Source organism: Massilimicrobiota sp. An142 (genome assembly GCF_002160725.1).
GTDB classification, from domain to species: Bacteria; Bacillota_I; Bacilli_A; order Erysipelotrichales; family Coprobacillaceae; genus Allocoprobacillus; species Allocoprobacillus merdigallinarum.
The window spans coordinates 12,195-35,326 of the sequence record NZ_NFLD01000017.1; the positions used below are offsets into that span (position 1 = coordinate 12,195).

The following is a 23,132-nucleotide window of genomic DNA, read 5'->3' on the forward strand; positions in this document are numbered from 1 at the left end:
AGTTCATAATGACAATATAAAATAAAAATGAGGTGATTGATTTGAAAACATCCATAAAAGTACATGATTTGACATTAAAAAATATATTCATTATTTTGAGTTATACCGCTTTACTTGTTTTAGGGGTGATTTATTTTGAAAGTATTTTTCAATATTTGGGGGAATTATTAAATATTATTCAACCATTTATTATAGGTTTTATTCTGGCTTTTATCTTTAATATTCCAATGAAGCTCTTTGAAAAGAAACTAGCTATACAAAATAAGAAAAAGCGTAGAGTTGTTTCAGCGATTTTATCAGTGTTACTTATTTTATTAGTATTATTACTTGTTGTTATGGTTGTTGTGCCACAAGTTATAGAAAATATAAGAACATTGATAGATAATTTACCTAGTATTTTTGCGCAGGCTGAAAAATGGTTGAATTATGTGTTTGAAGAAATTCGTTTATCACCAGATCTTCTTGATAAAATTAATGAATTTCAAACACGTTTTGCTCAAACATTCATTTCTACTTTAACGGCTTGGGCACCTAATATTGCTTCAGGTGTTTCCCATATCACAACAAGTGTCATTAATATTTTTATGGGATTTGTTATGGCTATCTATATGATTTTCTCTAAAGATAAACTAATCAGACAGGTGAAGAAATTTGCACATGCTTTATTTAATGATCAACATTATCAGTATATCAGCGAAGTTGTCAAATTAACAGGAACAACTTTTGAGAATTTCTTAGCTGGACAATTAACAGAATCAATTATTATTGGCGTATTGTGTTATATTGGTTGTATGATTTTAGATATTCCTTATGCATCTATTGCGGCTATTGTCATTGGTTTTACAAATATTATTCCATATTTTGGGCCTATTATTGGGGCAGTGATATCTTCAGTGTTAATATTATTTGTATCACCTGTGAAAGCATTGATTTTTCTTGTTTTCAGTACCCTATTACAGCAGTTTGAATCCAATTTAATCTATCCACATGTTGTAGGAAATTCAGTTGGTTTATCAGCTTTATGGGTGTTATTTGCAGTCAGTGTTGGTGGCGGATTGTTTGGTATACCAGGAATGGTTTTTGGATTACCAACTTTCTCAGTTATTTATGAGTTATTGAGAAGATGGACAAATTATCGTTTAGAAGTGAAAAGAAATTTAGCCAAAAAACAAGAGGAGATAGTTGAATGAGTCACTTATTTGAATTTGATGCCATGATTCATAAAGTAGAGGATCGAGATGGTGCTTATGTGATTTGTCCCTATGATATAAGACAATTATATGGAAAAGGAAGAATGAAAGTTCATGTCACATTTGATGGTGTTCCCTATGATGGAAGTATTGTCAATATGGGAGTGAAAGATGAATATGGTCAAATCTGTTATATTATTGGGATGTTGAAATCTATTAGAAAACAATTAAACAAGCAACCTGGTGATTCTGTTCATGTGGTGGTTGCAAAGAGAGAAAAATAATCTTTTATTATATGAAATATTCTTTTTTCAAAGCTGTTTTGTAGTATAATAAAAAATAGAAATGGAGGTAATTAAAAAATGGGATTTAGAAAAGATTTTTTATGGGGTGGAGCGATTGCTGCCCATCAAGCTGAAGGAGCATGGAATGAAGGAGGAAAAGGTGTTAGTATTGCTGATGTGATGACAGCAGGATCTAATGGTGTTGCAAGAAGAATTACAAATGGTGTTATTGATGGTGAAGATTATCCAAATCATGTGGGTATTGATTTCTATCATCATTATAAAGAAGATTTAGCTTTAATGGCAGAGATGGGATTTAAAGCTTTTAGAACTTCTATCGCATGGACAAGAATTTTTCCAAATGGTGATGATGAACAACCTAATGAAGAAGGATTAAAATTCTATGATGATTTATTTGATGAAATGCATCGTTTAGGAATTGAACCAATTGTGACTTTATCACACTTTGAAATGCCATATCATTTAGCTGAAAAGTATAATGGGTTTATGGATCGTAGATGTATTGATTTCTTTGTGAAATATGCCAAAGTTTGTTTTGAAAGATATAAAGGAAAAGTTAAATATTGGATGACTTTTAATGAAATCAATAATCAGGCTGAGTTAATATCAATGGGGGCACATCATCTTGCTCAAGAAGGTGCAGTTCTTGTTAAAGAAGGTGACGATATTGAATATATGATGTATAAATCAGCACATCACGAATTAGTTGCCAGTGCATTGGCAGTGAAAGCGGCACATGAAATTGATCCTGATGCAAAAGTTGGATGTATGATTGGTATGAATGCTGTTTATCCAGCAACATGCAATCCTGAAGATGTTTTAAATGCACAACAAGCAATGCATCAAAAATATTGGTATGTAGAAGTTCATGCAAGAGGACATTATCCTAAACACTTATTAAAGAAATTTGAAAGAAAAGGATATGATAACTTTATCTTACCAGAAGATGAAAAAGCATTGGCTGAAGGATGTGTAGATTATATAGGATTCTCTTATTATATGAGCTATGCGACAAAATATACTGGAAGATTTGGTCGTTCATTTGATTTCTCTGAAGAAGACTATGTCAGAAATACATATCTCAAAGCTAGTGATTGGGGATGGCAAATTGATCCAGTTGGTTTAAGATGGTGTCTCAACTGGTTTAATGATCGTTTTGAACTTCCTATGATGATTGTTGAAAATGGTTTTGGAGCTTATGATAAATATATTGATGATAATGATGAATATGTTGTAGATGATCAATATCGTATTGATTATTTAGCTGCTCATATTGCAGCAATGAAAGAAGCTGTTGATTATGATGGTGTTGATTTATTAGGATATACGATGTGGGCACCAATTGATATTGTTTCAGCTTCTACAGGTGAATATGATAAACGTTATGGATTTATCTATGTCAATTATAATAATGCACATGAAGGAGATTTTTCAAGAGCTAAGAAGAAATCATTCTATTGGTATAAACATGTGATTGAAACAAATGGAGAAGATTTAGATTAGAAGAAAACACAGGTCAAAATGTGACCTGTGTTTTTAAATGGTTTTTGTATATTCTTTTAACCATTGTTTTTCTTCATCATTTAAATATGGAGAAATTTTTTCATAAACTTCTAGATGATAGTGGTTAAGCCAGTTCTTTTCTTTTTGACTTAACATATTGACATCAATAGCATCTAAATCAATAGGTACAAATGTTAATGGTTCAAAATGTAAGAATTGTCCATATTCATTTTCATGACCTTTGACACATAATAATTCATTTTCAATACGAATACCATATTGTCCTTCTAAATAAATACCTGGTTCATCAGTAATATTCATTCCTGGTTCTAAAGTAATGTTTTCTGATAAACTACGTAGTTTATAACGGAAACCTTGTGGTCCTTCATGAACATTTAATAAATGACCAACACCGTGTCCAGTACCGCATTGATAATCAATATCTTCATCCCACATTGGTCCTCTGGCTAGAATATCTAGACTTTGTCCTGTACATCCATGTAAGAAATGTGCATTTTGTAAGGCTAACATCCCTTGTAAGACCATAGTAAAATGTTTCTTTTGAATATCTGTAATCTGTCCTAATACGAATGTTCTTGTAATATCTGTTGTTCCGTCCATATATTGTCCACCACTGTCAATCAATAGCATGCCATCTTGATCAATCTTTGTAAATTGTGTAGATGTTGGATGATAATGCATTAAAGCGGCATTGTCTTTCCAAGCACAAATTGTTGTAAAGCTTGGTTCAATAAATAAATCCTGTTGTTGTCTTAATTCTAAGACTTTATCAGAAACACTCATCTCATCCATATCAATTTTTCCATAATTATTTTTTAGCCAATACATGAATTTTGTCATGGCAACACCATCTTTGATATGAGCATGTTTTGAATTTTCAATTTCAACTTCGTTTTTAATAGCCTTCAACATTTGAGATGGATTCATTTTGTCAACAATTTCACAGTTTAAGCATTGGAATAAAGCATAATTAATATGGTTGGTACTGAGTAAAACACGACCTTTTAATTCTTGTGCATCCTGATAAATATCCTGATAATCTTTCACAAGGACGTTTTCTTGTTGTAATGCTTTTACCATATCTAAGTCATAACTTCCTTTTTGAAGGTATAAATATGACTGATCCAATGTAATTAAAGCAAACGCTAAGACAGTTGGAGAACATGGAATATCATTTCCTCTGATATTAAAAATCCAAGCTATATCATCAAGTGTTGTTATTAAATGTGATTGACAGTTATGATCTTTCATGTAGTCTAAAATCTTTTCAATCTTTTTATGAGTTGATAATCCATGATATTGAATATCATAAAGAAAAGCTTTTTCACATGATCTTTGAGGTCTATCTTTCCAAAATTCCTGCATAAGATCAACACACTCTATTTGATAGTCATCAATTTTAAGCTGTTTTTTCAAATCAAGAATAAATTGACAAGCCATTGTTTGACCATCAAAAGCAATCTTATCGTGTTCTTGAATATGTTGGATAAGAAATTCTAATAGTGTAGGGACACCTTTTTGTCCCATTTTCATTAATGTAATACCTTCGTATAATTCCTTAGCTGCCTGAATGAAATAACGCCCATCAGTCCAAAGATAAGCTTCATCTTGCATCACAAGTAATGTTCCCGCACTACCAGTAAAGCCACTTAAATAAGCACGTGCCTGATAATAGTCACCTACAGTTTCAGACTGATGATCATCATCAGTAGGAACAATATAAAATTGAATATTTTTATCTTTTAATAATTGTTGAAAATCCTTTATCATTATGAACACCCCTATAATACTTTAGCACAATCTTTACATTTTGTAAGTAAAAATGTGTTAAAAAAGATAGTAATCCTTATTTGTAGCTTATTGTTGATAAAAACAATCTTAGATTAGTGGTTTATAAAGATCATTTCTACTCTGTTATATAGGAAAATAAGCGTAAAAAAGATGCAATAAATTGATTAATGAAGTCACTATGACTGAAAATAATAAGCAAAATATCATGAAATGATATAAAAAAATGCAAAATACATTTTATTTTATATTAAAAAAATGCAAAATGCATAATTTATTGATTATAAAAATATGCAATATCTATGTATTAGGTGTGGGTAAGTATCGAATAAAATGAATCTATCATAGATTTATTAACTATAATAGGACAGTTAGATGATAATAAAAAGAATATATCTCTTTGATGATTTGAGGACTTATTTTTTTAATCTATAAGAGTTTGAAGCAATCTTTACATTTTTGTGAGTTAAAATATGTTAAAATAAAGTAGCAACCCTTATTTGCAACTTCTAGTTGACAAAAAACAACTCTAGGTTGGTGGTTTATAGAGCTGATTTTGACTATGCTTAAGACAAGAGGTGAGATATATGAGTTTTGGAGAAAAGTTACAACAATTAAGAAAAGAAAAAGGTTTATCTCAGGAAGATTTAGCCTATCAATTAAATGTATCAAGACAGGCAGTCAGTAAATGGGAATCGCAAAATGGATATCCAGAGATGGAAAAGATAATTTTAATAAGCGAATTGTTTCAAGTGAGTTTAGATTATTTATTAAAAGAAGATTATGATGATTCTTTTCAAAAAACAGATACTTCTTATTATTTAATGTCAAAACAAAAAATAGACGACTATATACAAATCAAAAAAAGTTTTGCATTAAAAATGGCATTATCTGTATCATTCATGATTTTGGGACTTCTCATTCCTATTTTATGTTCAAATACACCTTATGAAACATGGAGTGGTTTTGGTTTCTTAATCATTATTGGTATAAGTATTTTTGTCATCATGGTAGCTGCTCTTTCTAAAAATCCATATCAGAATATTGAAGATCAGGAAATAAAAATGAGTTTTAGTGATTTACAAGAGTTACAGGAACAATATCATCAATTTCACTCTCATTTGACTTTAGCTGTTGCTGGTAGTGTTTTATTGATCATTGTTTCACTTGCATGTGTGGCGTTATTAACAGAAACACATTTTGTCAACTCACAATGGATACCTGCTCAATTTATGTTATGTGTTGCGATTGCTGTTTTCTTCTTTATTTATTATGGAATTTTAGATGGTGTGTATAAATTCCTTGTTCATAATAAAGAGTATGTTAAGGATAAACAAATTCAAAAGCAGCAAAGTAGTATTTTTGGAATCACAATGCCTCTAGCAGCAATGCTATATTGTGTGATGGGATTGACATGGAACTGGTGGCATCCAGGATGGATTATTTTTCCAATCACTGCTTTTATTTCATTAGGTATTGATTATTTGATTCATCGTAAGTAAAGAAGATGTAAGTCATCTTCTTTTTGTATTAAAAAATACGAAAAAAGTATATAATGAATATAAGTAAGGAGGTTATTATGGAGAAACGTTGGAATTTAGATCAATTATATTTATCTTTTCAAGATCAATCATTTTTAAATGATATTGAAACATTAACACATATGTTAGAGGATATGCAGGAATATTCTCAAAAGGAAAAAACAGAAGACAATTTAAAGTCATATTTAGAACAATCCAATCAATTTTCGGATCTGGTAGAAAAAATATATGCTTTTATATCATTGACAATGAGTAGTGATACAACGAATCAGGATGCTTTGAAATATTCATCTGTTATTGAAAATCTTTTAGCAAGTTTTGCAGATGCACAGGCAAAAATTGATCGTTGGATTGGTCAGTTTGATTTGAATCATATTCAAGATTCTTATATTCAAGAACATCTTTTTGTTTTAAAAGAAACACAAGAACATAATCGTTATTTATTAAGTGATGAGGGAGAAAAGATTTTGGCACAAATGAAAACAACTGGCTCAAGTGCCTGGTTGAAATATAAAGATCAGTTAATTGCTTCTATGAAAGTATCCATGGATGGTAAGGAGTATCCTTTGACAGAAGTTTTAAATATGGCTTATTCAAAGGATAAAGAGGTGAGAAAGAAAGCATATGAAGCCGAGATAGCATCTTATTTACAAGTAGAACAAGGTGTTGCGAGTGCTTTGAATGCAATTAAAGGTGAAGCCATAACAAGTGCCAATCTTCGAGGTTATGATTCTGTTTTACAGCGTACTTTGATAGATTCCAGAATGTCACAAAAGACATTGGATGTTTTGATTTCTACAATGAAAAAAGCTTTACCTATGTTTGAAAGATATTTTCAATTAAAGGCTCAAGCGTTAGGTTATACGGATGGATTGCCTTGGTATGAATTATATGCCCCAATTGTAGAAAGTGATATGTCTTATCCTTTTGAAAAAGGTAGTCAATTTGTTGTAGAACAGTTTTATACTTTTTCAAAGCATTTAGGAGATTATGCCAAGAAGGCTATTGAAAATCAATGGATTGATGTTTATCCAAGAACGGGAAAAGTTGGAGGTGCTTTCTGTCATAATTTACATTGTATTCAGGAAAGTCGTTTCTTATTAAATTATGGAAATGAGTTTGGTGATACTATTACTTTAGGTCATGAACTTGGACATGGATTTCATGGTGAATGTTTAAATACACAAACAGCTTTAAATGCTGACTATCCAATGCCTATTGCTGAAACGGCTTCAACATTTTGCGAAACAATTATCAAAAAGGCAGCGCTCAAATCTGCTGATGCAAAAGACAAATTGTTTATTTTAGAAAATGAACTCTGTGATTGTGCACAGGTGATTGTGGATATTTATTCACGTTACTTGTTTGAAAGTCGATTGATTGAAAAGCGTCAAGAAGGACCATTAAGTGTTGAAGAAATCAAAGCGTTAATGTTAGAAGCTCAAAAAGAAGCCTATGGTCATGGTTTGGATCATCGTTACCTACATCCTTATATGTGGACATGGAAACCACATTATTATGAAGCTGATTATGCATTTTATAATTTTCCTTATGCATTTGGTTTATTACTTGCAAAAGGATTATATGGTTTATATCAAAAACAAGGTGCTACATTTGCTGATACGTATGAACATTTCTTATCATTAACAGGAAAAATGAGTTTAGAAGATGTGGGTAAGAGTGTTGGTATTGATTTACAGGATCCAGCATTCTGGCAAAATTCTATTGATATGATAAAAGATGATATTGATTTATTTGAAAAGTTATTAAAGCAATTGGTGTAACGAAATGTTACACCTTTTTTGTTGCAATTTTCATAAAATAAGAGTATATTGTTTAGTTGTAAACAATATACAAGTAAACTAATGAGGTGAGATATGAAAACGAACATTGAAACATTATTAGATTATTCAATACAGATTAGAAAGTATTATGCACGTGTTTTAAATGAGAGATTGAAAGATTTGAAATTATCGCCTAATGAAATGAATATCTTAATTTTATTATCAAATAATCCAAGTATTACAACAAGTACACAGTTAAATGTCTTTTTAGGAGTTTCTAAGGGACTCATTAGTCGTAGTGTAGAAAGCTTAGTGAAAAAAGAGCTGATTCGTATAGAAAGTGATGTCACTGATCGACGTATTCAACATATTTATTTAACAGCCGATGCAATTGAGGAGATAAAGATTTTAAAAAAAGAAATTCGAAAAATTAATGAAGATATTTTATCAGAAATTCCAAAAGAAGATATTCAAAAAATGGAAGAAACGCTAATAAAAATAAGAGATCACTTTAAAGAAAAAAATGAGGAGGTATGTTTATGAAATTAAAAATGTCACAAGAAGTGGACTTAGGAAAAGAACCCGTAGGACATTTATTGTTTATTTTGGCTGTACCAGCTATTACATCGCAGGTTGTCAATGCTTTATATAACATGGTCGATCGTATGTATATAGGACATATTCCAGAAGTTGGTTCTGCAGCTTTAACAGGGGTAGGAGTCTGTTTTCCTATTATCATGATTATTTCTGCTTTTGCATACTTATTTGGTATGGGAGGAGCACCACGAGCTAGTATCTTCATGGGGAAAAAAGACAATGATGCGGCTGAAAAAATTTTAGGTAACTGTACAACATCACTCATGATTATTGCTGTTTTATTGACAGTTTTGGTTTTAATTTTTCAAGAACCATTATTATATCTTTTTGGAGCGAGTGAAAATACAATTGGTTATGCCATGGATTATATGACTATTTATGCGATTGGAACAATCTTTGTACAGTTGACATTAGGGTTAAATGCCTTTATATCAGCACAAGGATTTTCAAAAATTAGTATGTTAACTGTTGTTATTGGAGCTGTCACAAATATTGTTTTAGACCCTATTTTCATTTTTGGATTGAATATGGGGGTACAAGGTGCAGCAGTTGCGACAGTCATGTCACAAGCTTTAAGTGCCATTTGGGCATTCTGGTTCTTATCAGGAAAAAATACGATTTTAAAATTAAAAAGAGAAAATTTAAAAATCAATTTTCATATTTTATTACCATGTATTGCTTTAGGTGTTGCTCCTTTTGCAATGCAGGCTACAGAAAGTGTTTTGGTATTATGCTTTAACTCATCATTATTAAAATATGGTGGGGATTTAGCTGTTGGCGCTATGACAATCTTATCAAGTGTTATGCAATTTGCCATGTTACCATTACAAGGTTTAACACAAGGGGGACAACCTATTATCAGTTATAACTATGGTGCTAAACAAGGTGATCGTGTTCAAAAAGCATTTAAACTTCAAACCATTTCATGTTTTTCATATTCATCTATACTATGGTTATTGATTATGATTTTCCCAAGTTTATTTGTTGCGATTTTTACAAGTGATCCACAATTAACAGAAATCACAATTTGGGCATTAAGAATTTATATGGCTGGAGTCTTATTAATGGGTATCCAAATTTCATGTCAACAGACATTTATTGCCTTTGGAAATTCAAAAAAGAGTGCATTTTTGGCAGTCTTTAGAAAAATCTTGGTTTTAATTCCTTTGATTTATATTTTACCTATGTTTATATCAGATCAGGTTTTTGCAGTCTTTTTAGCAGAACCTATTGCTGATACAATTGCTGTTTTAACAACATCAACAATGTTCTATTTTGAAATGAAAAATAAGATGAAAGAAATGCAAACAAAATAGTCATAAGAAAGGAAAGTTACATGATTATTGAACAGTTTAAAGATGCATTTATTGATGAAGTGATGAGTGATGAGTGGCAGGAAGAAATTCTGCCACTTAAACAAATGATGGCTTATTATCGTTGTGCCATCATGGAAGTAGAAACAAAATTTAGAGCTTTAAATGAAGAACTTTCTCTTTGTTATGACCGTAATCCTATTGAATCTATTCACTCTCGCTTAAAATCTAATGCAAGTATTACAAAGAAACTGAAGTTAAAGGGCTATCCGATTAATGTTGAAACAATGGAAAAATATCTTTATGATATTGCGGGATTACGAGTTGTCTGTTCATTTAAACAGGATATATATCATTTGGCTCAATGTTTATTACAACAAGATGATATTCGTTTAGTCAAGAAAAAGGACTATATTCAAAATCCTAAAGCCAATGGTTATCGCAGTTTACATTTGATTATTGAAGTTCCGATTTTTTTAGAGAATGAGAAAAAATGGGTGAAAGTCGAAGTTCAGTTCCGTACTTTAGCGATGGATTTTTGGGCCAGTCTAGAACATAAATTGAGATATAAAAAAGTCATTGATGACGATAAAGAAAGTTACATAGCTCATCAGTTATTGGAATGTGCACAGATGTGTAATGATTTAGATGATAAAATGAGTTCAATTAAAGAATATTTAGAATAAGAATCGCTTTTATAAGTGGTTCTTTTATTATTATGCTTTATAAGCATGGTTGAATATGAAATATAAGTATTTGAAGAGAAGAAAGGGTTGATATAAAATAAAGATGAAAGTTGTGGTGGCATTATGCAAATAGAAAGATTTCAATGGAAAGAGACATCAAGAATCGTAGAAATGATCTGTCAGGTCTGGAAATTAGATCGCATGTTTAAAAGTTTAAAAAATGGCATGATTTTCTCACAAGAATATTTTTATGATGTTTTATTGCATTCCACAGATTTATTTATAGCAACCAAACAACAGCGTATTGTTGGTTTTTTAGCATTATCTTTATCTAAAAAAGAGAAAATTTTAATTCCTGAAGAATATCAAAATCTTCTCTATCATCAACATGATGATTTCCATTTGATTTCTTCCTATCGTCAAATGATGCAAAACTATCATCAAAACTGTGAACAGTTATTACAAAAGATGCATCAAAACTATGATGGAGAGATTGTTTTATTTATGGTTGATGAGACATATCAGCATCAGGGATTAGGAACGAAGCTTTATGAGTATGCAGAATATTTATTAAAAAAAGAAAACTGTTCCCATTATATTTTGTATACCGATACAAGCTGTTCTTATGAATTTTATGATCATCATCAAATGAAACGATTAGATCAATATCGAAGAGCTGATGATTTTACAATTTATTTATATGCAAAGGAGTTGAACTCCATGGAATATAGACAATTACCACATGGAAATGAAAAAATTAGTGTGATTGGTTTAGGAACCAGTTCACTTGGAGAATCAAGTGATGAAGAAATCATTGCGACGATTCAAGAAGCTATTGATCAAGGTGTGAATTATCTAGATTTAGCAAGTGGACATGCTAAAACATTTCAGGCAATTGGTCAGGCTATCAAAGGACAAAGAGAAAAAGTTTATTTACAGAATCATTTTGGAGCTAATTATGAAACAGGTGAATATGGATGGACAACAAATTTAGATAAGATCAAACAATCTATTCAATGGCAGTTAGAAATGTTGCAGACAGATTATATTGATTTTGGTTTTATTCATTGTATTGATGAAGAAGCAGATTTAAAAGCGATTGAAAAAGCGGGTGTTATTGATTATATTCAAGAATTAAAAAAACAGGGGATTGTCAAGCATATTGGACTATCATCACATACTCCTGAAATTGTGCATAAAGTCTTAGATATGCATATATTAGATATGGTGATGTTTAGTATTAATCCCGCTTATGATTATAAACATGGTGAATATGCCATTGGTCAGACTGATGAGAGAATGGCTTTATATCAGCGCTGTGAAAAAGAAGGAGTCGCTATTTCAGTTATGAAAGCCTTTAGTGCAGGACAACTCTTGGATGCAAACAAATCACCTTTTCCGCAGGCCTTAACACGTATTCAATGTCTTCAATATGCATTAGATAAGCCAGGTGTTGTGACTGTCTTACCTGGTGTTAGAAATCGTGATGATTTAAAAGAAATTTTAAAATATACACAGGCCAGTGATAAAGATAAGGATTATACTGTTATTTCAACATTTGATGCTGTAGAACATCAAGGAAAATGTGTTTATTGCAAACATTGTCATCCTTGCCCTATGGGCTTAGATATTGCTTTGATGAATAAATATTATGATCTATCTTTATTAGGTGATGATTTAGCTAAAGATCACTATCACCATTTAGAAAAGAAAGCAAGTGCCTGTGTGCAATGTGGACATTGCAATCATCGTTGTCCTTTCCATGTTGATCAAATGCAAAGAATGGAAGAAATTGCCTTATATTTTGGAGAATAGGAGTGATGGAAATGAAAAAAATTTTAGTGTCTTATTTTTCAGCAAGTGGAGTCACTGCAAGAGTGGCTCAAAAACTATCTCAAGCTATTGATGGGGATTTACATGAGATCATACCAGCTCAACCATATAGTCAAGCAGATTTGGATTGGACCAATCCACAAAGTCGCAGCAGTCAAGAAATGAAAAATAAAGCATATCGTCCAGCTATTCAAAATGAAGTTAAAAATATAGATGATTATGATGTGATTTTTATTGGTTTTCCAATCTGGTGGTATGTGGCACCAACGATTATCAATACATTTTTAGAACAATATGACTTATCAGGTCAAACAATTATTCCTTTTGCGACATCAGGAGGCAGTGGTATAGGAAATACCACTCAGGAATTAAAAGTTTCTTGTGGTAATGCCAAATTATGTCAAGGACGTCGCTTTGATAGTCAGGTTGATGTGGATACATTAAAAACATGGGCTGAATCATTTTTATAAGAGATATGAACTGAGCTAATTTGATTAAAAATTTGCGAAAGATTCATATCTTTTACTATTAAATTAAAAAAATAATCATATATTAATAATGAGAAAAGAATTGTTTTTCTTGATATTCGAGAGATGAAAAATTGAATGCAGATATTTAATGCAAGTATCATATTTTATTTGAAATTCTTATATGTTATAAGCAGAGGAAATCTATGGTAGATAGAAGAAAATTAAAAATTGATTAAGGTTTTATTGATTATCACAGTCGTATATTTTGTTGTTATTAGATCAAAGTGCGAACAGACTAAAGACGTTTTTGATTTAACTAGTCTTATCGTTTTGCTTAGAATAGTAGAAGATGGGAATTATAGAAGTAGAAAGAATATATTTTTATAGTATTGAAGTTTCATGTATTTTCACTGAATGTATGCTTTTTGTCTATATCAGTTATGTACTTGTAAAAAAAGTCAAAGATTTTCATCATTTTATATTTGATTGCCTATATGTGATGCAATATTGTATACCTTAAATGGAAGTTGAGATACAAAAAGATATGATTTCTTTGTGTTTTAAATTCAAAAGATTTTTATTAATTTATTTTTGTAAATAAGGAGTGAGAAGGAGATATATGAAAACTAAACAGACAAAACTATTGTATTTTGTTAGTGGTATTTATATCGTGACGCTTTTATTTGCTTTTGTTTTAAATATACAAAAAGGAAATCTCAAAGATATCATGATGTGTTTTGTTGCCTGTATAACACCATGGCTTTTTCCAATTCTTATGCGTTTGTTTTATTTGAAAATGACAGATGAACTCAAAATCATTAATGTGATTTTTATATACTTTGCTTCACTGGTAGGAAGTTCATTAGCTGGATATACATTACCTTTCTATGATAAAATTGTCCATTTTTTCAGTGGAATTCTTGCCAGTATTATCGCAATGATTCTTTATTGCATGATTAAAAAACAACGCACTATTTATAATAAGCAGGATTATATTCTTTTTTTTATATTTATGATGACAGTTAATTTATCAATTGCTGTTATTTGGGAGTTTTATGAATATTTTATGCTTGTCTTTTTCAATAATGACTGTATTCTACATTACACAACAGGTGTCCATGATGCCATGACAGATATGCTTTGTGCACTTGGTGGTGGATGTGTAGTGCTATTGGAAATGATTGCTCATAGAAATCGTCAGGAGTCACCTTTCTTTATGTGTATTGTTGAAAAATTCTATGATTGTAATATGAATGATCAATCATAGATATATAATCAGGAAAAGAGGATGAAGATGTTAAAAAAACAAACAGGGATAAAATCACAGTATATTGTTGAAATTGTGAATGATGATATGATTAAGTGTCAATGTTATGATAATCAAACAGAATATACATACTTTGAAAGGTTCGCTGCATCAAAGAATCTTAAAAAGGGTGATTTATTAGCGGATGGTGAATTTGGAAAACTGATTTTATTAAAAAATAAACAAAAAAGAAATTTCTTTAGTCACAAACATTAAGAAATAATGATACAATATAAAAAAGAGGTGTCATTATGAAAAAATTAAAAACCATATGGTATAGCTGTTTAATCATTTATATTGTCACTTTAATATATGCTTTTTATGTCAATTGGCAAGGAAAGTATTTTGGAATGACTTTTGTTGCCTGTCTGACACCGTGGATTTTACCTGTACTCATGAAAATATTACATATCAAAGTTCCATTAGAATTTTATATCATTAATCTTGTTTTTGTTTATTTTGCCAGTCTTTGGGGAAGTTGCCTTGGAGGCTATTCAACGCCCTATTATGATAAATTTATACATTGTGCCAGTGGTGTTGTCATTTGTGAATTGATATATTTTATCTATAAATATTTTTTGAGAGAAGATCATCGTCAAAGTCTGATGTTTCTATTTTTGAATGCTGTTAATGCTTTAGTGGCTTTATTATGGGAGTTTTATGAATATGCTTTGTTAGTCTTTTTTAACTATGATGCTATTAATCATTGGACAAGTGGTGTCCATGATACATTGACAGATATGCTGGTTGCTGTGATTGGCGGGCTTGTTTTATCTTTCTATTTGATACATTTTGATCAAAGTCCCAAAGAACATTTCTTTGTGTCTTTGGAAAGAAAGATTTATCAGTTAAATCATAAAAAAAACTCATAACGATATGAAATGATACAGAGAATGAATGATCAATATTCATTCTTTTTTATATGAAATATGCGATTATCAAAAGATTAAACATTATGTATTATTGTAGATAGAGTTGTCATTTTTATACCTAAATATACAAGAAGTGGTATAAATGATAAAATATTGCCGAGGAAATAGAAACCTTGTCGTTTATGATTGTAATGATTATGTAAAGTTACGGAATTTATAAACAACAGAAAGTCTCTTAGAAGATGTGAAAAACATGGAACATGAAAATAGATGAAGAAAAATCATTTGGGAAAATCGAGATGAGATTTTCTCTTTTTTATGTAGTTGGTATTTTGATGAAAGTTTAGTATAATAGACATATGGTGGTGAGGGCAATGGAAACTTTTTATAAACAGGAAGATTTAGAAGTCTTTAGAAAATGGGTTTATTATCAGGTGACAAGTGATCCTCGCTTAAAGCTAGAAAAATATGATTCAAGAACTTATAAAATTTATTATAAAAATCGTGTTGCCAGATTTGTTGTTTGGCCTATAGGAATTGTAGAAGAAGCGATTATGGAAGGAGAAGAACTGTTATTTTATTTACATTATCAGTTTTATAACTTTCATTATGCAACCAATCTGTTTCATCGTATGATGGAAAAACTGCTTGAAGATGAAAAGCCAAATTATCATATTTTATTATGTTGTTCAGGTGGTATGACAACGGGATATTTTGCTGAAAAATTAAATAAATATTGTCAGTTAAATCATTTACCTTATCATATTGATGCAACAGCAGTTTATCAGTTAGAAAATGTTTATCAAAAATATGATTTGATTCTCATCGCTCCTCAACTCAGATATAAACAACATGAGTTATCGCAAAAATTAAAACCTGTTTTAGTAGATAATATAGATGCTTCTATTTTTGCTACTTATGATTGCCAAGCGATGATTGAACATATAGAAAAAATAATAAAGGATGAAAATAAATGAGTGAAAAAGAAAAAATGAAGGCTGGGCATTTATACCAGTCATATGATCAGGAATTATATCGTGAAAGAGAGATATGCAAACGAATGCTCTATGAATATAATCGTTATACTCCTGTTCAAAAAGAAGAAAAAGATGTTTTATTAAAGAAATTATTGAATTGTAAAGGTGAATTATGGATTGAACCACCTTTTTATTGTCAGTATGGTTACCATATTACGGTTGGTATTGATTTTTATAGTGATGTTAATCTCACTATTTTAGATCAGGGACTTGTAGAGATTGGAGATCATGTTGTCATGGGACCAAATGTGAATATCTATACTGCTTCTTATCCTTTTCATGAAGGACAAAGGATGCAAGGCTTAGAATATGCACGTCCAGTTAAAATTTATGATTATGTCTGGATAGGTGGGAATGTGACTATTTTACCAGGTGTTAAGATTAATCAGGGTGCTATCATTGGAGCAGGGAGTGTTGTCACTCATGACATTCCGCCATATGTGATTGCTGCAGGGAATCCATGTCAGGTGATTCGACCTATTACCAAAGAAGATCTTCATAAAAAATGGTAAATAACACAATTTGAAAAATCTTTTTACCTTGTTTTAACACTTCTTTTTGAAAGGAATGTTAAAATAACTTTGGTGGTGATAAGAGTGGATTATTTGGGATTGATTGTTCCAGGATTGTTTTTAGCCATATTAGGGGTATTAAATCAAATAGAGGGTCATGAAAAGTTATAAAAAATCTTTTCGATAAAGAAAAAAGAGATTATAAGTTCGACTTACAATCTCTTTTTTGTATTATTATTTTTCGAAAGTTTTGTATTATATGAACTACAATCTCCATCTCTCTACCAAATAACTTCCACCTTGCTCTTCTTCCTCACCATATCCGTATCTCTACGGACATATCTATTTTAACATTTTTTTACAAGAATGCAAGAATCTTTTGTCAAATTATAAATGATTATGTGGAAGATCAGAAAAATTAATAAGTTTAATATGATTTTCTTGTATGAAAGTTTTGATTTCTGGTGAAGTTAAAAGTTCAAGTTCTTTTATACGTGGTAAGTTATAGCTGGACATATCATAGAGTCTTTGATCAAGATAAGCAGGGTGACACATGAATTCCAAAGGTCCATGATAGGATGAAAGAATTTGTGTAAAATATTGATAATTGGCATCATCATTATACATCTGATCATAAACAGGAATATAAGGATATGTATCAAGGACTTGTTCACGTTGGCGAATAGGTAAATCATATTCTAAAGCTAATCGTTTTGTAACATCCAAATGCCATGGTAATAGATGGACATGATGGTGTGAATCAATATGTGTTGGCTTATGTCCGGCTATTTCAATAAATTTGTCTATTTGAGCTTTCCATTCACGATAAAGTTCATCTTGATTAGCATGTGGTTTTCCATCAGGATAATCTTTTGGTCGAATAAAATCTCCATTTTGATCTGTATAGGATTGAGCTCCTTCTACTAAAGGACGACCAACGGTTAATACCAGGTGAACTCCAACTCCCAGTTGTGGGAATTTTTTAGCTTGTTTTAAAGCAAACTCAGCATAGGGCATATTCATCATACATGTTGTTGAAGTAATAATGCCTTGACTATACCCTACAAGTATACCAATGGTATTGGCTTGTGTCATTCCAAAATCATCAGCATTCACTATTAATTGATTAATCATAAAAAATTACCTCCTATACATGATTATACTCGAAAAATAAAAATGGAAGTGTTTTTTTCATATTCTTAAAATAATTCTTTGAGTCTTGTAGATGATTGCTATATAATAGAAAAGAAATCAAGGAGGGTTATAATGAATAAGATTACGGGTTATACAGGATTATATGGTATTGTTGCTAATCCTATAAAACATTCCTTTTCACCAATGATGCATAATACAGCTTTTCAATACTTGGGTATTGATGATGTTTATTTGGCATTTGAGGTGGAGGAAAATCATTTTGCCAATTTTATAACAAGTGCCAGAATATTACCCATCAAGGGATTTAATGTATCCATGCCATATAAAGTGAAGATTTTATCTTATCTTGATGAATTGACTCCTGAAGCTAAACTCTGTCAGGCTGTCAATACAGTCAAAAATGATCATGGTAAGCTGATTGGTCATATCAGTGATGGAATCGGCTTTATCAAGGCCTGTGAAGAAAAACATTGGAATCTTCATCAACAGAAAATTGTTGTTTTGGGTGCTGGTGGGGCTGCTAGAGCTATTGTGGCTGCACTGACAAAACAGGCTAAGGACATTATTGTTTATAATCGCAGTCATAAGGATTGGGTTGAACAAATGAATCAACAATGTCATTGTTCTATAACATTAAAATCCTTGCAAGATATGCAATCTTTGAAAAATGATTTAAAAGATGCTTATTTGCTTATTCAAACCACAAATGTAGGAATGGAACCACATACTGATGGATGTTTAATTCCTGATGAATCTTATCTCAATAAGTCATTAAAGGTGGCTGATATTATTTATAATCCTCAAGAAACAAAGTTATTAACACTAGCAAAAGAAAAAGGTCTTGAATATATGAATGGAGAAGGCATGATTCTTTATCAGGGTGCTGTTTCTTTTGAATTTTGGACGGGACAGAAAATGCCTATATCAGAAGTCAAGAAAAGTTTGAAAATGGAGTGAGAGAAATGAAAGAAATTATTGTAGCTTCTACAAATGAAGGAAAAATTAAAGAAATCAAAGCAATGTTAGAAGAAATTGGTATCGAAGTCAAATCATTAAAAGATGTGTTTGATCAAGACATAGATATTGAAGAAAATGGAAAGACTTTTCAGGAAAATGCTTTAATTAAAGCTCAGACAATTTGTGATATGATTCATAAGCCTGTATTGGCAGATGATTCTGGATTGGAAGTCAATGCCTTAGATGGAGCACCTGGTATTTATTCAGCACGTTTTATGGGGCATGATACAAGTTATGATATTAAGAATCAGTACATTATTGATGCTGTTAAGGGTAAAGATAGAGGTGCCAGATTTGTTTGCGCTATGGCTTTATGCAGACCTGATCAACAGCCTATCTTGATTGAAGAATATTTTGATGGAGAAATTTATGATAAAATTGAAGGTGAAAATGGTTTTGGATATGACCCAATTTTTTATGTGCCAGAACTTCATAAAACATCTGCACAATTGACATTGGAAGAAAAAAATCAATATTCACATCGTGCCAAAGCACTTAAAAAGCTATATACAATTTTGAAAGGTGAGGGAGATTAATCATGAATCATATTGTTTTAGTACATCCTGCAATCCCTCAAAATACAGGGAATATTATGCGTACTTGTGTAGCAACGCATTCGAAGTTGCATCTTATTAAACCATTAGGTTTTTCTTTAGATGACAAACATATGAAGCGTGCCGGGTTAGATTATATTAAGGATTTACAAATGCAGGTATATGAAAACTGGGAAGATTTTGTGAGTCAAAATCACGGCGATTATCATTTTTTTACACGTTATTCAAAACTATGTTATAGTGATCAAAATTATGTATCTGACCAGGATCAATATATCATCTTTGGTCATGAACATGATGGAATTCCACATGATATTTTAAAACAGCATTTAGATGAATGTGTTCGTATTCCAATGGATGCTGATGCTAGAAGTTTAAATCTTTCTAATTGTGTCGCTATAGGTATTTACGAAGTATTACGCCAACAAAGCTATCCTGGTTTATCTAAAGTAGAGGTGCAAAAAGGTGCTGACTTCATTTATAAAGAATAGAAAAAGTGATATTTTCTTAGCTGTTGTTTTCGCTATTTTCATTATCAGTTTTGCGGTAGTATTTACAGTTTTCTTTAAACTGCTCTATTATTTTGATATTGATTTTTTAAATCTGAGTGAAAGTACAGGACTTTCAGCTGATGTCATTCGTCATAATTATGATGTTTTGATTCAATATCAGAGTCTTTTTTACCAAGGAGATCTCAATCTACCAAATTTTGTTATGTCGACAAGTGGACGTATTCATTTTGAAGAAGTCAAAAGAATCTTTGAAGCAATCCAAATCATTTGTGCCATCAGTGGAATCATGACACTTATAATGGGAATTTATCGTATAAAACAGCATGAATATCGTTTTTTAAGATTAACGTCATTGTTTTCAGTAGGTATCCCTTTAGTTATTGGATTTTTTGCGGCGATTGATTTTAATAAGGCTTTTATTCTTTTTCATCAAATAGTATTTAGAAATGATTATTGGATTTTTGATGAAACAACAGATCCTGTTATTACTATTTTACCAGAAACGTTTTTTATGCATTGTTTGATGCTTATTATAGGTATAGTTCTTGTCATCAGTCTTATATTATATTTGATTTATTTAAGACAAAGAAAAAAGATTCTAGAAAATATATAAAACCTGTTATGTTGAACATAACAGGTTTATAAAATATGACGTTTTTGTAGTTCTGTTCTTAAATCACTTTGATAAGGAAGATAAAGGCCGTGAATATGCAATTCTTGAGCCATTTTCACATTAGCAAGCATATCATCAATAAAAAGTGATTCTTCAGCTTGTAAATGATATCTTTGTAATAGAAGCTGATAAATCTTTTGGTCTGGTTTGACAAGTTGTTCGTTGGCAGAAATAATGCCTCCTTCAAATAATTGAAAGAATTCATATCTTTGAAACATTGTTTGAATCGCTTCTTTGTGAAAATTGGATAAAAGATATAAATGATAACCTTTTTCTTTCAATTCTTTAACAATTTCCACATTTTTTTGTAAAGGTGTCATCATATGTGTCCAATTTTTCATGACAAAGATAATCTCATCATGGTAATGAGGGTGCTTTAAAGTTAATGATTCGATGGCATCTTGAATCATCATTGTCCCCATATCTAATTCTATCCATTCATCACTGGAAAAGATAATCATCATTAAATCACCCATTACAGATTTATTGAAATATTTTTGTAAATATTTTTCGGGTTGAAAATCTAAGAGGACATTACCTATATCGAAAATAATATTTTTCATAAATTGTTCTCCGTTCATATCAAATTCACATAATTAAACCATCATGTTACTATATATTCTAGCATAGGAGGTTGTGCAGATGAAAGCATTTTTAGAAAAATATAATGGTTTAAAATATTTATTGTATTTTTTTATTGCTTATATGATTGGTTTTATGTTATTAGAAAATCATCATTCATCACGTATGATTATTACAGATTCATGGATTGATTCTTATATTCCATTTAATGAGTATTTTGTTATTCCATATATATTATGGTTTGTGTTTATGGTATTAGGTTTCGCTTATTTTGTTTTTATTAATCAGGTTGGTATTAAAAGAACATATTTTTATTTGTTTTTAGGTATGAGTTTATCTTTGCTTATTTATGCATTGATACCTACTGGTCAAAATTTAAGAGTTCAGTTATATAATGAAAACATATTTCAATGTCTGGTTAGCTTTATTTATTCCGTTGATTCATCTACCAACGTCTGTCCTAGCATTCATGTATATAACAGTGTTATGATGTGTGTATCGCTATTGAAAAGCCAAAGAATTAAACAGTATTCATGGTTATGTGTCGCTATTGTTGTTTTAACAGTGTTGATTTGTCTTTCAACTGTTATGATTAAACAACATGCATTTATGGATATTGTTTGGGCATTGATTTTAGCAATGGTTATTTATTATATTGGAAAAAGAAAGTATGCCTTTTAATGGATAATCAAAAGCTAATAAAAATGCTAAAAGTAAAAAAGAGCATTGTATCATATGCTCTGATGTTAAAGATATCAGTGTTATTGATAGTGAAATATTTATGAAATGAATACGTTTGTATAAAGTTTAAAACCCAATTATGAATAAACATAATTGGGTTTAGATTTTTATCCTTTAAAGAAAGTATAAGCTTCAAAATGAGCTTGTGGATGATCGCAAGCAGGACATCTTTCAGGAGCTTCAGTTCCTTCATAAATAAATCCACAGTTATTACATTTCCACATAACAGCTTCGTCTTTTTTGAAGACTGTTCCATTTTCTAAGTTTTCTAATAATTTTAAGTATCTAGCTTCATGCATTTTTTCAGCAACAGCGATACTTTGACATACTTTAGCGATTTCAGGGAATCCTTCTTCTTCAGCAATTTTTGCAAATTCAGGATACATGTCAGTCCATTCTTCATTTTCACCAGCAGCAGCAGCTTTTAAACATTCAGCAGTTGTTCCAAGCATGATTGGGAAATCACCTTCGACATGTAAAGCTTCTCCCTTTAATTCAGCATTTAATAATTTCATTAATCTTTTAGCGTGTTCTTTTTCTTGATTTGCTGTTTCTTCGAAGATATTAGCAATTTGTACATATCCTTCTTTTTTGGCAATTGAAGAATAATAAGTGTAGCGATTTCTTGCTTGAGATTCTCCAGCAAATGCATGTAATAAATTGTTAGCAGTTCTTGTTCCTTTTAATGTTGGCATGATAATGCCCTCCTTCCTATGATTTTTTCTTTAAACAATGTGAACATGTTCCATGAAACAAAATATGTGCCCCGTGAATATCATGTTCGGATTGTTCGTTGACCTTATTAATAAGTTCATCCAGGGTAGATTGTTGACAAACGATATCTTGAATAGTTCCACATTCATCACATACCATATGAAAATGGGGTTCAATACGTGCATCGAAATGAATAACTCCATCACCAATATCTAAGCGTGTAATTCTTTTATGATCAGCTAATAAATTAAGATTTCGATAGACAGTTCCCAAACTAATATCAGGAATCAATTGTTTGACTTGTGTATAAATATCATCCACATTAGGATGTGACCAGTCATTTTTTAAAACTTCGTAAATTGTTTCCCTTTGTTTAGAATATCTTAACTTTGTTTCAGACATACTCTCACCCCTTATTAATAATGG

Annotated in this window: 25 protein-coding genes; 20 read left to right on the forward strand and 5 right to left on the reverse strand. The window is 30.7% G+C overall.

The window, feature by feature from the left end:
* The first annotated feature begins 32 nt into the window (after window positions 1-32).
* From B5E87_RS08305 to B5E87_RS08315, 3 genes are all read left to right on the forward strand, one after another.
* Window positions 33-1,190: an AI-2E family transporter gene (locus B5E87_RS08305; protein ID WP_241147152.1), complete on the forward strand. Its 1,158-nt coding sequence runs from the start codon at window positions 33-35 to the stop codon at window positions 1,188-1,190.
* Window positions 1,187-1,474, forward strand: coding sequence for a DUF1905 domain-containing protein (locus B5E87_RS08310; protein ID WP_087244468.1), 288 nt, complete (start codon window positions 1,187-1,189; stop codon window positions 1,472-1,474). The genes B5E87_RS08305 and B5E87_RS08310 overlap by 4 nt, the downstream gene beginning before the upstream one ends.
* Window positions 1,475-1,552: 78 nt before the next feature.
* A complete protein-coding gene (locus tag B5E87_RS08315; RefSeq protein ID WP_087244469.1) occupies window positions 1,553-2,998 on the forward strand; it encodes a 6-phospho-beta-glucosidase in 1,446 nt (481 codons plus the stop codon).
* Between the two features lie 33 nt (window positions 2,999-3,031).
* Here B5E87_RS08315 and B5E87_RS08320 read toward each other — a convergent pair whose 3' ends face one another.
* Window positions 3,032-4,789 carry an aminopeptidase P family protein gene (locus B5E87_RS08320; RefSeq protein WP_087244470.1) on the reverse strand — a complete coding sequence of 586 codons (1,758 nt, stop codon included), beginning with the start codon at window positions 4,787-4,789 and terminating at the stop codon, window positions 3,032-3,034.
* 605 nt (window positions 4,790-5,394) lie between these two features.
* Between B5E87_RS08320 and B5E87_RS08325 the strand changes: the two genes are divergently transcribed.
* The 12 genes from B5E87_RS08325 to B5E87_RS08380 all read left to right on the forward strand — a co-directional run bounded on the left by B5E87_RS08325 (window position 5,395) and on the right by B5E87_RS08380 (window position 16,758).
* Window positions 5,395-6,309 (forward strand): helix-turn-helix domain-containing protein, encoded by a 915-nt coding sequence (locus tag B5E87_RS08325; RefSeq protein WP_087244471.1) that lies wholly within the window; start codon window positions 5,395-5,397, stop codon window positions 6,307-6,309.
* Window positions 6,310-6,386: 77 nt separating this feature from the next.
* Complete coding sequence (locus B5E87_RS08330; protein WP_087244472.1) at window positions 6,387-8,132, forward strand: M3 family oligoendopeptidase; 1,746 nt, start codon at window positions 6,387-6,389, stop codon at window positions 8,130-8,132.
* A 93-nt stretch (window positions 8,133-8,225) separates the two neighbouring features.
* A complete protein-coding gene (locus B5E87_RS08335) occupies window positions 8,226-8,675 on the forward strand; it encodes a MarR family winged helix-turn-helix transcriptional regulator (protein WP_087244473.1) in 450 nt (149 codons plus the stop codon).
* Entirely contained in the window at window positions 8,672-10,045 is a 1,374-nt protein-coding gene (locus tag B5E87_RS08340) for an MATE family efflux transporter (protein ID WP_087244474.1), read from the forward strand. Before B5E87_RS08335 ends, B5E87_RS08340 begins: the two co-directional genes overlap by 4 nt.
* A gap of 20 nt (window positions 10,046-10,065) precedes the next feature.
* On the forward strand, window positions 10,066-10,728 hold the full coding sequence (locus B5E87_RS08345) for a GTP pyrophosphokinase (protein WP_087244475.1): 663 nt from the start codon (window positions 10,066-10,068) through the stop codon (window positions 10,726-10,728).
* Between the two features lie 123 nt (window positions 10,729-10,851).
* The gene (locus B5E87_RS08350; RefSeq protein ID WP_087244476.1) at window positions 10,852-12,543 is read left to right on the forward strand and encodes an aldo/keto reductase; all 1,692 of its coding nucleotides are present in this window, start codon (window positions 10,852-10,854) and stop codon (window positions 12,541-12,543) included.
* Window positions 12,544-12,554: 11 nt separating this feature from the next.
* Window positions 12,555-13,031: a flavodoxin gene (locus tag B5E87_RS08355; protein WP_087244506.1), complete on the forward strand. Its 477-nt coding sequence runs from the start codon at window positions 12,555-12,557 to the stop codon at window positions 13,029-13,031.
* A 619-nt stretch (window positions 13,032-13,650) separates the two neighbouring features.
* Window positions 13,651-14,298, forward strand: coding sequence for a DUF2238 domain-containing protein (locus B5E87_RS08360; RefSeq protein WP_087244477.1), 648 nt, complete (start codon window positions 13,651-13,653; stop codon window positions 14,296-14,298).
* Between the two features lie 27 nt (window positions 14,299-14,325).
* The gene (locus tag B5E87_RS08365; protein WP_087244478.1) at window positions 14,326-14,553 is read left to right on the forward strand and encodes a hypothetical protein; all 228 of its coding nucleotides are present in this window, start codon (window positions 14,326-14,328) and stop codon (window positions 14,551-14,553) included.
* 35 nt (window positions 14,554-14,588) lie between these two features.
* On the forward strand, window positions 14,589-15,209 hold the full coding sequence (locus B5E87_RS08370; RefSeq protein WP_087244479.1) for a DUF2238 domain-containing protein: 621 nt from the start codon (window positions 14,589-14,591) through the stop codon (window positions 15,207-15,209).
* A gap of 374 nt (window positions 15,210-15,583) precedes the next feature.
* Window positions 15,584-16,186: a PTS sugar transporter subunit IIB gene (locus B5E87_RS08375; protein WP_087244480.1), complete on the forward strand. Its 603-nt coding sequence runs from the start codon at window positions 15,584-15,586 to the stop codon at window positions 16,184-16,186.
* Window positions 16,183-16,758, forward strand: a complete 576-nt coding sequence (locus tag B5E87_RS08380; protein ID WP_087244481.1) for a sugar O-acetyltransferase — start codon at window positions 16,183-16,185, stop codon at window positions 16,756-16,758. Before B5E87_RS08375 ends, B5E87_RS08380 begins: the two co-directional genes overlap by 4 nt.
* Window positions 16,759-17,145: 387 nt before the next feature.
* On the opposite strand, the gene chbG is transcribed toward B5E87_RS08380, so the two are convergent.
* Window positions 17,146-17,892, reverse strand: a complete 747-nt coding sequence (chbG, locus tag B5E87_RS08385; protein ID WP_087244482.1) for a chitin disaccharide deacetylase — start codon at window positions 17,890-17,892, stop codon at window positions 17,146-17,148.
* Between the two features lie 132 nt (window positions 17,893-18,024).
* Between chbG and aroE the strand changes: the two genes are divergently transcribed.
* From aroE to B5E87_RS08405, 4 genes are read left to right on the forward strand one after another with little or no spacing between them, the layout of a single operon-like run.
* A complete protein-coding gene (gene aroE, locus B5E87_RS08390; protein WP_087244483.1) occupies window positions 18,025-18,870 on the forward strand; it encodes a shikimate dehydrogenase in 846 nt (281 codons plus the stop codon).
* 5 nt (window positions 18,871-18,875) lie between these two features.
* On the forward strand, window positions 18,876-19,466 hold the full coding sequence (locus tag B5E87_RS08395) for an XTP/dITP diphosphatase (protein WP_087244484.1): 591 nt from the start codon (window positions 18,876-18,878) through the stop codon (window positions 19,464-19,466).
* 2 nt (window positions 19,467-19,468) lie between these two features.
* Entirely contained in the window at window positions 19,469-19,975 is a 507-nt protein-coding gene (locus B5E87_RS08400; protein WP_087244485.1) for a tRNA (cytidine(34)-2'-O)-methyltransferase, read from the forward strand.
* Window positions 19,950-20,609: a TIGR01906 family membrane protein gene (locus B5E87_RS08405; RefSeq protein WP_087244486.1), complete on the forward strand. Its 660-nt coding sequence runs from the start codon at window positions 19,950-19,952 to the stop codon at window positions 20,607-20,609. Before B5E87_RS08400 ends, B5E87_RS08405 begins: the two co-directional genes overlap by 26 nt.
* 26 nt (window positions 20,610-20,635) lie before the next feature.
* Here the strand turns inward: B5E87_RS08405 and B5E87_RS08410 are convergent, their stop codons facing one another.
* Window positions 20,636-21,232 (reverse strand): HAD family hydrolase, encoded by a 597-nt coding sequence (locus B5E87_RS08410; protein ID WP_087244487.1) that lies wholly within the window; start codon window positions 21,230-21,232, stop codon window positions 20,636-20,638.
* Between the two features lie 79 nt (window positions 21,233-21,311).
* Here B5E87_RS08410 and B5E87_RS08415 point away from each other — a divergent pair, with 79 nt between their 5' ends.
* Entirely contained in the window at window positions 21,312-21,932 is a 621-nt protein-coding gene (locus B5E87_RS08415; protein WP_087244488.1) for a phosphatase PAP2 family protein, read from the forward strand.
* Window positions 21,933-22,099: 167 nt separating this feature from the next.
* Here B5E87_RS08415 and rbr read toward each other — a convergent pair whose 3' ends face one another.
* Window positions 22,100-22,687, reverse strand: a complete 588-nt coding sequence (gene rbr / locus B5E87_RS08420; RefSeq protein ID WP_087244489.1) for a rubrerythrin — start codon at window positions 22,685-22,687, stop codon at window positions 22,100-22,102.
* 16 nt (window positions 22,688-22,703) lie between these two features.
* On the reverse strand, window positions 22,704-23,108 hold the full coding sequence (locus B5E87_RS08425) for a Fur family transcriptional regulator (RefSeq protein WP_087244490.1): 405 nt from the start codon (window positions 23,106-23,108) through the stop codon (window positions 22,704-22,706).
* Window positions 23,109-23,132 lie beyond the last annotated feature (24 nt).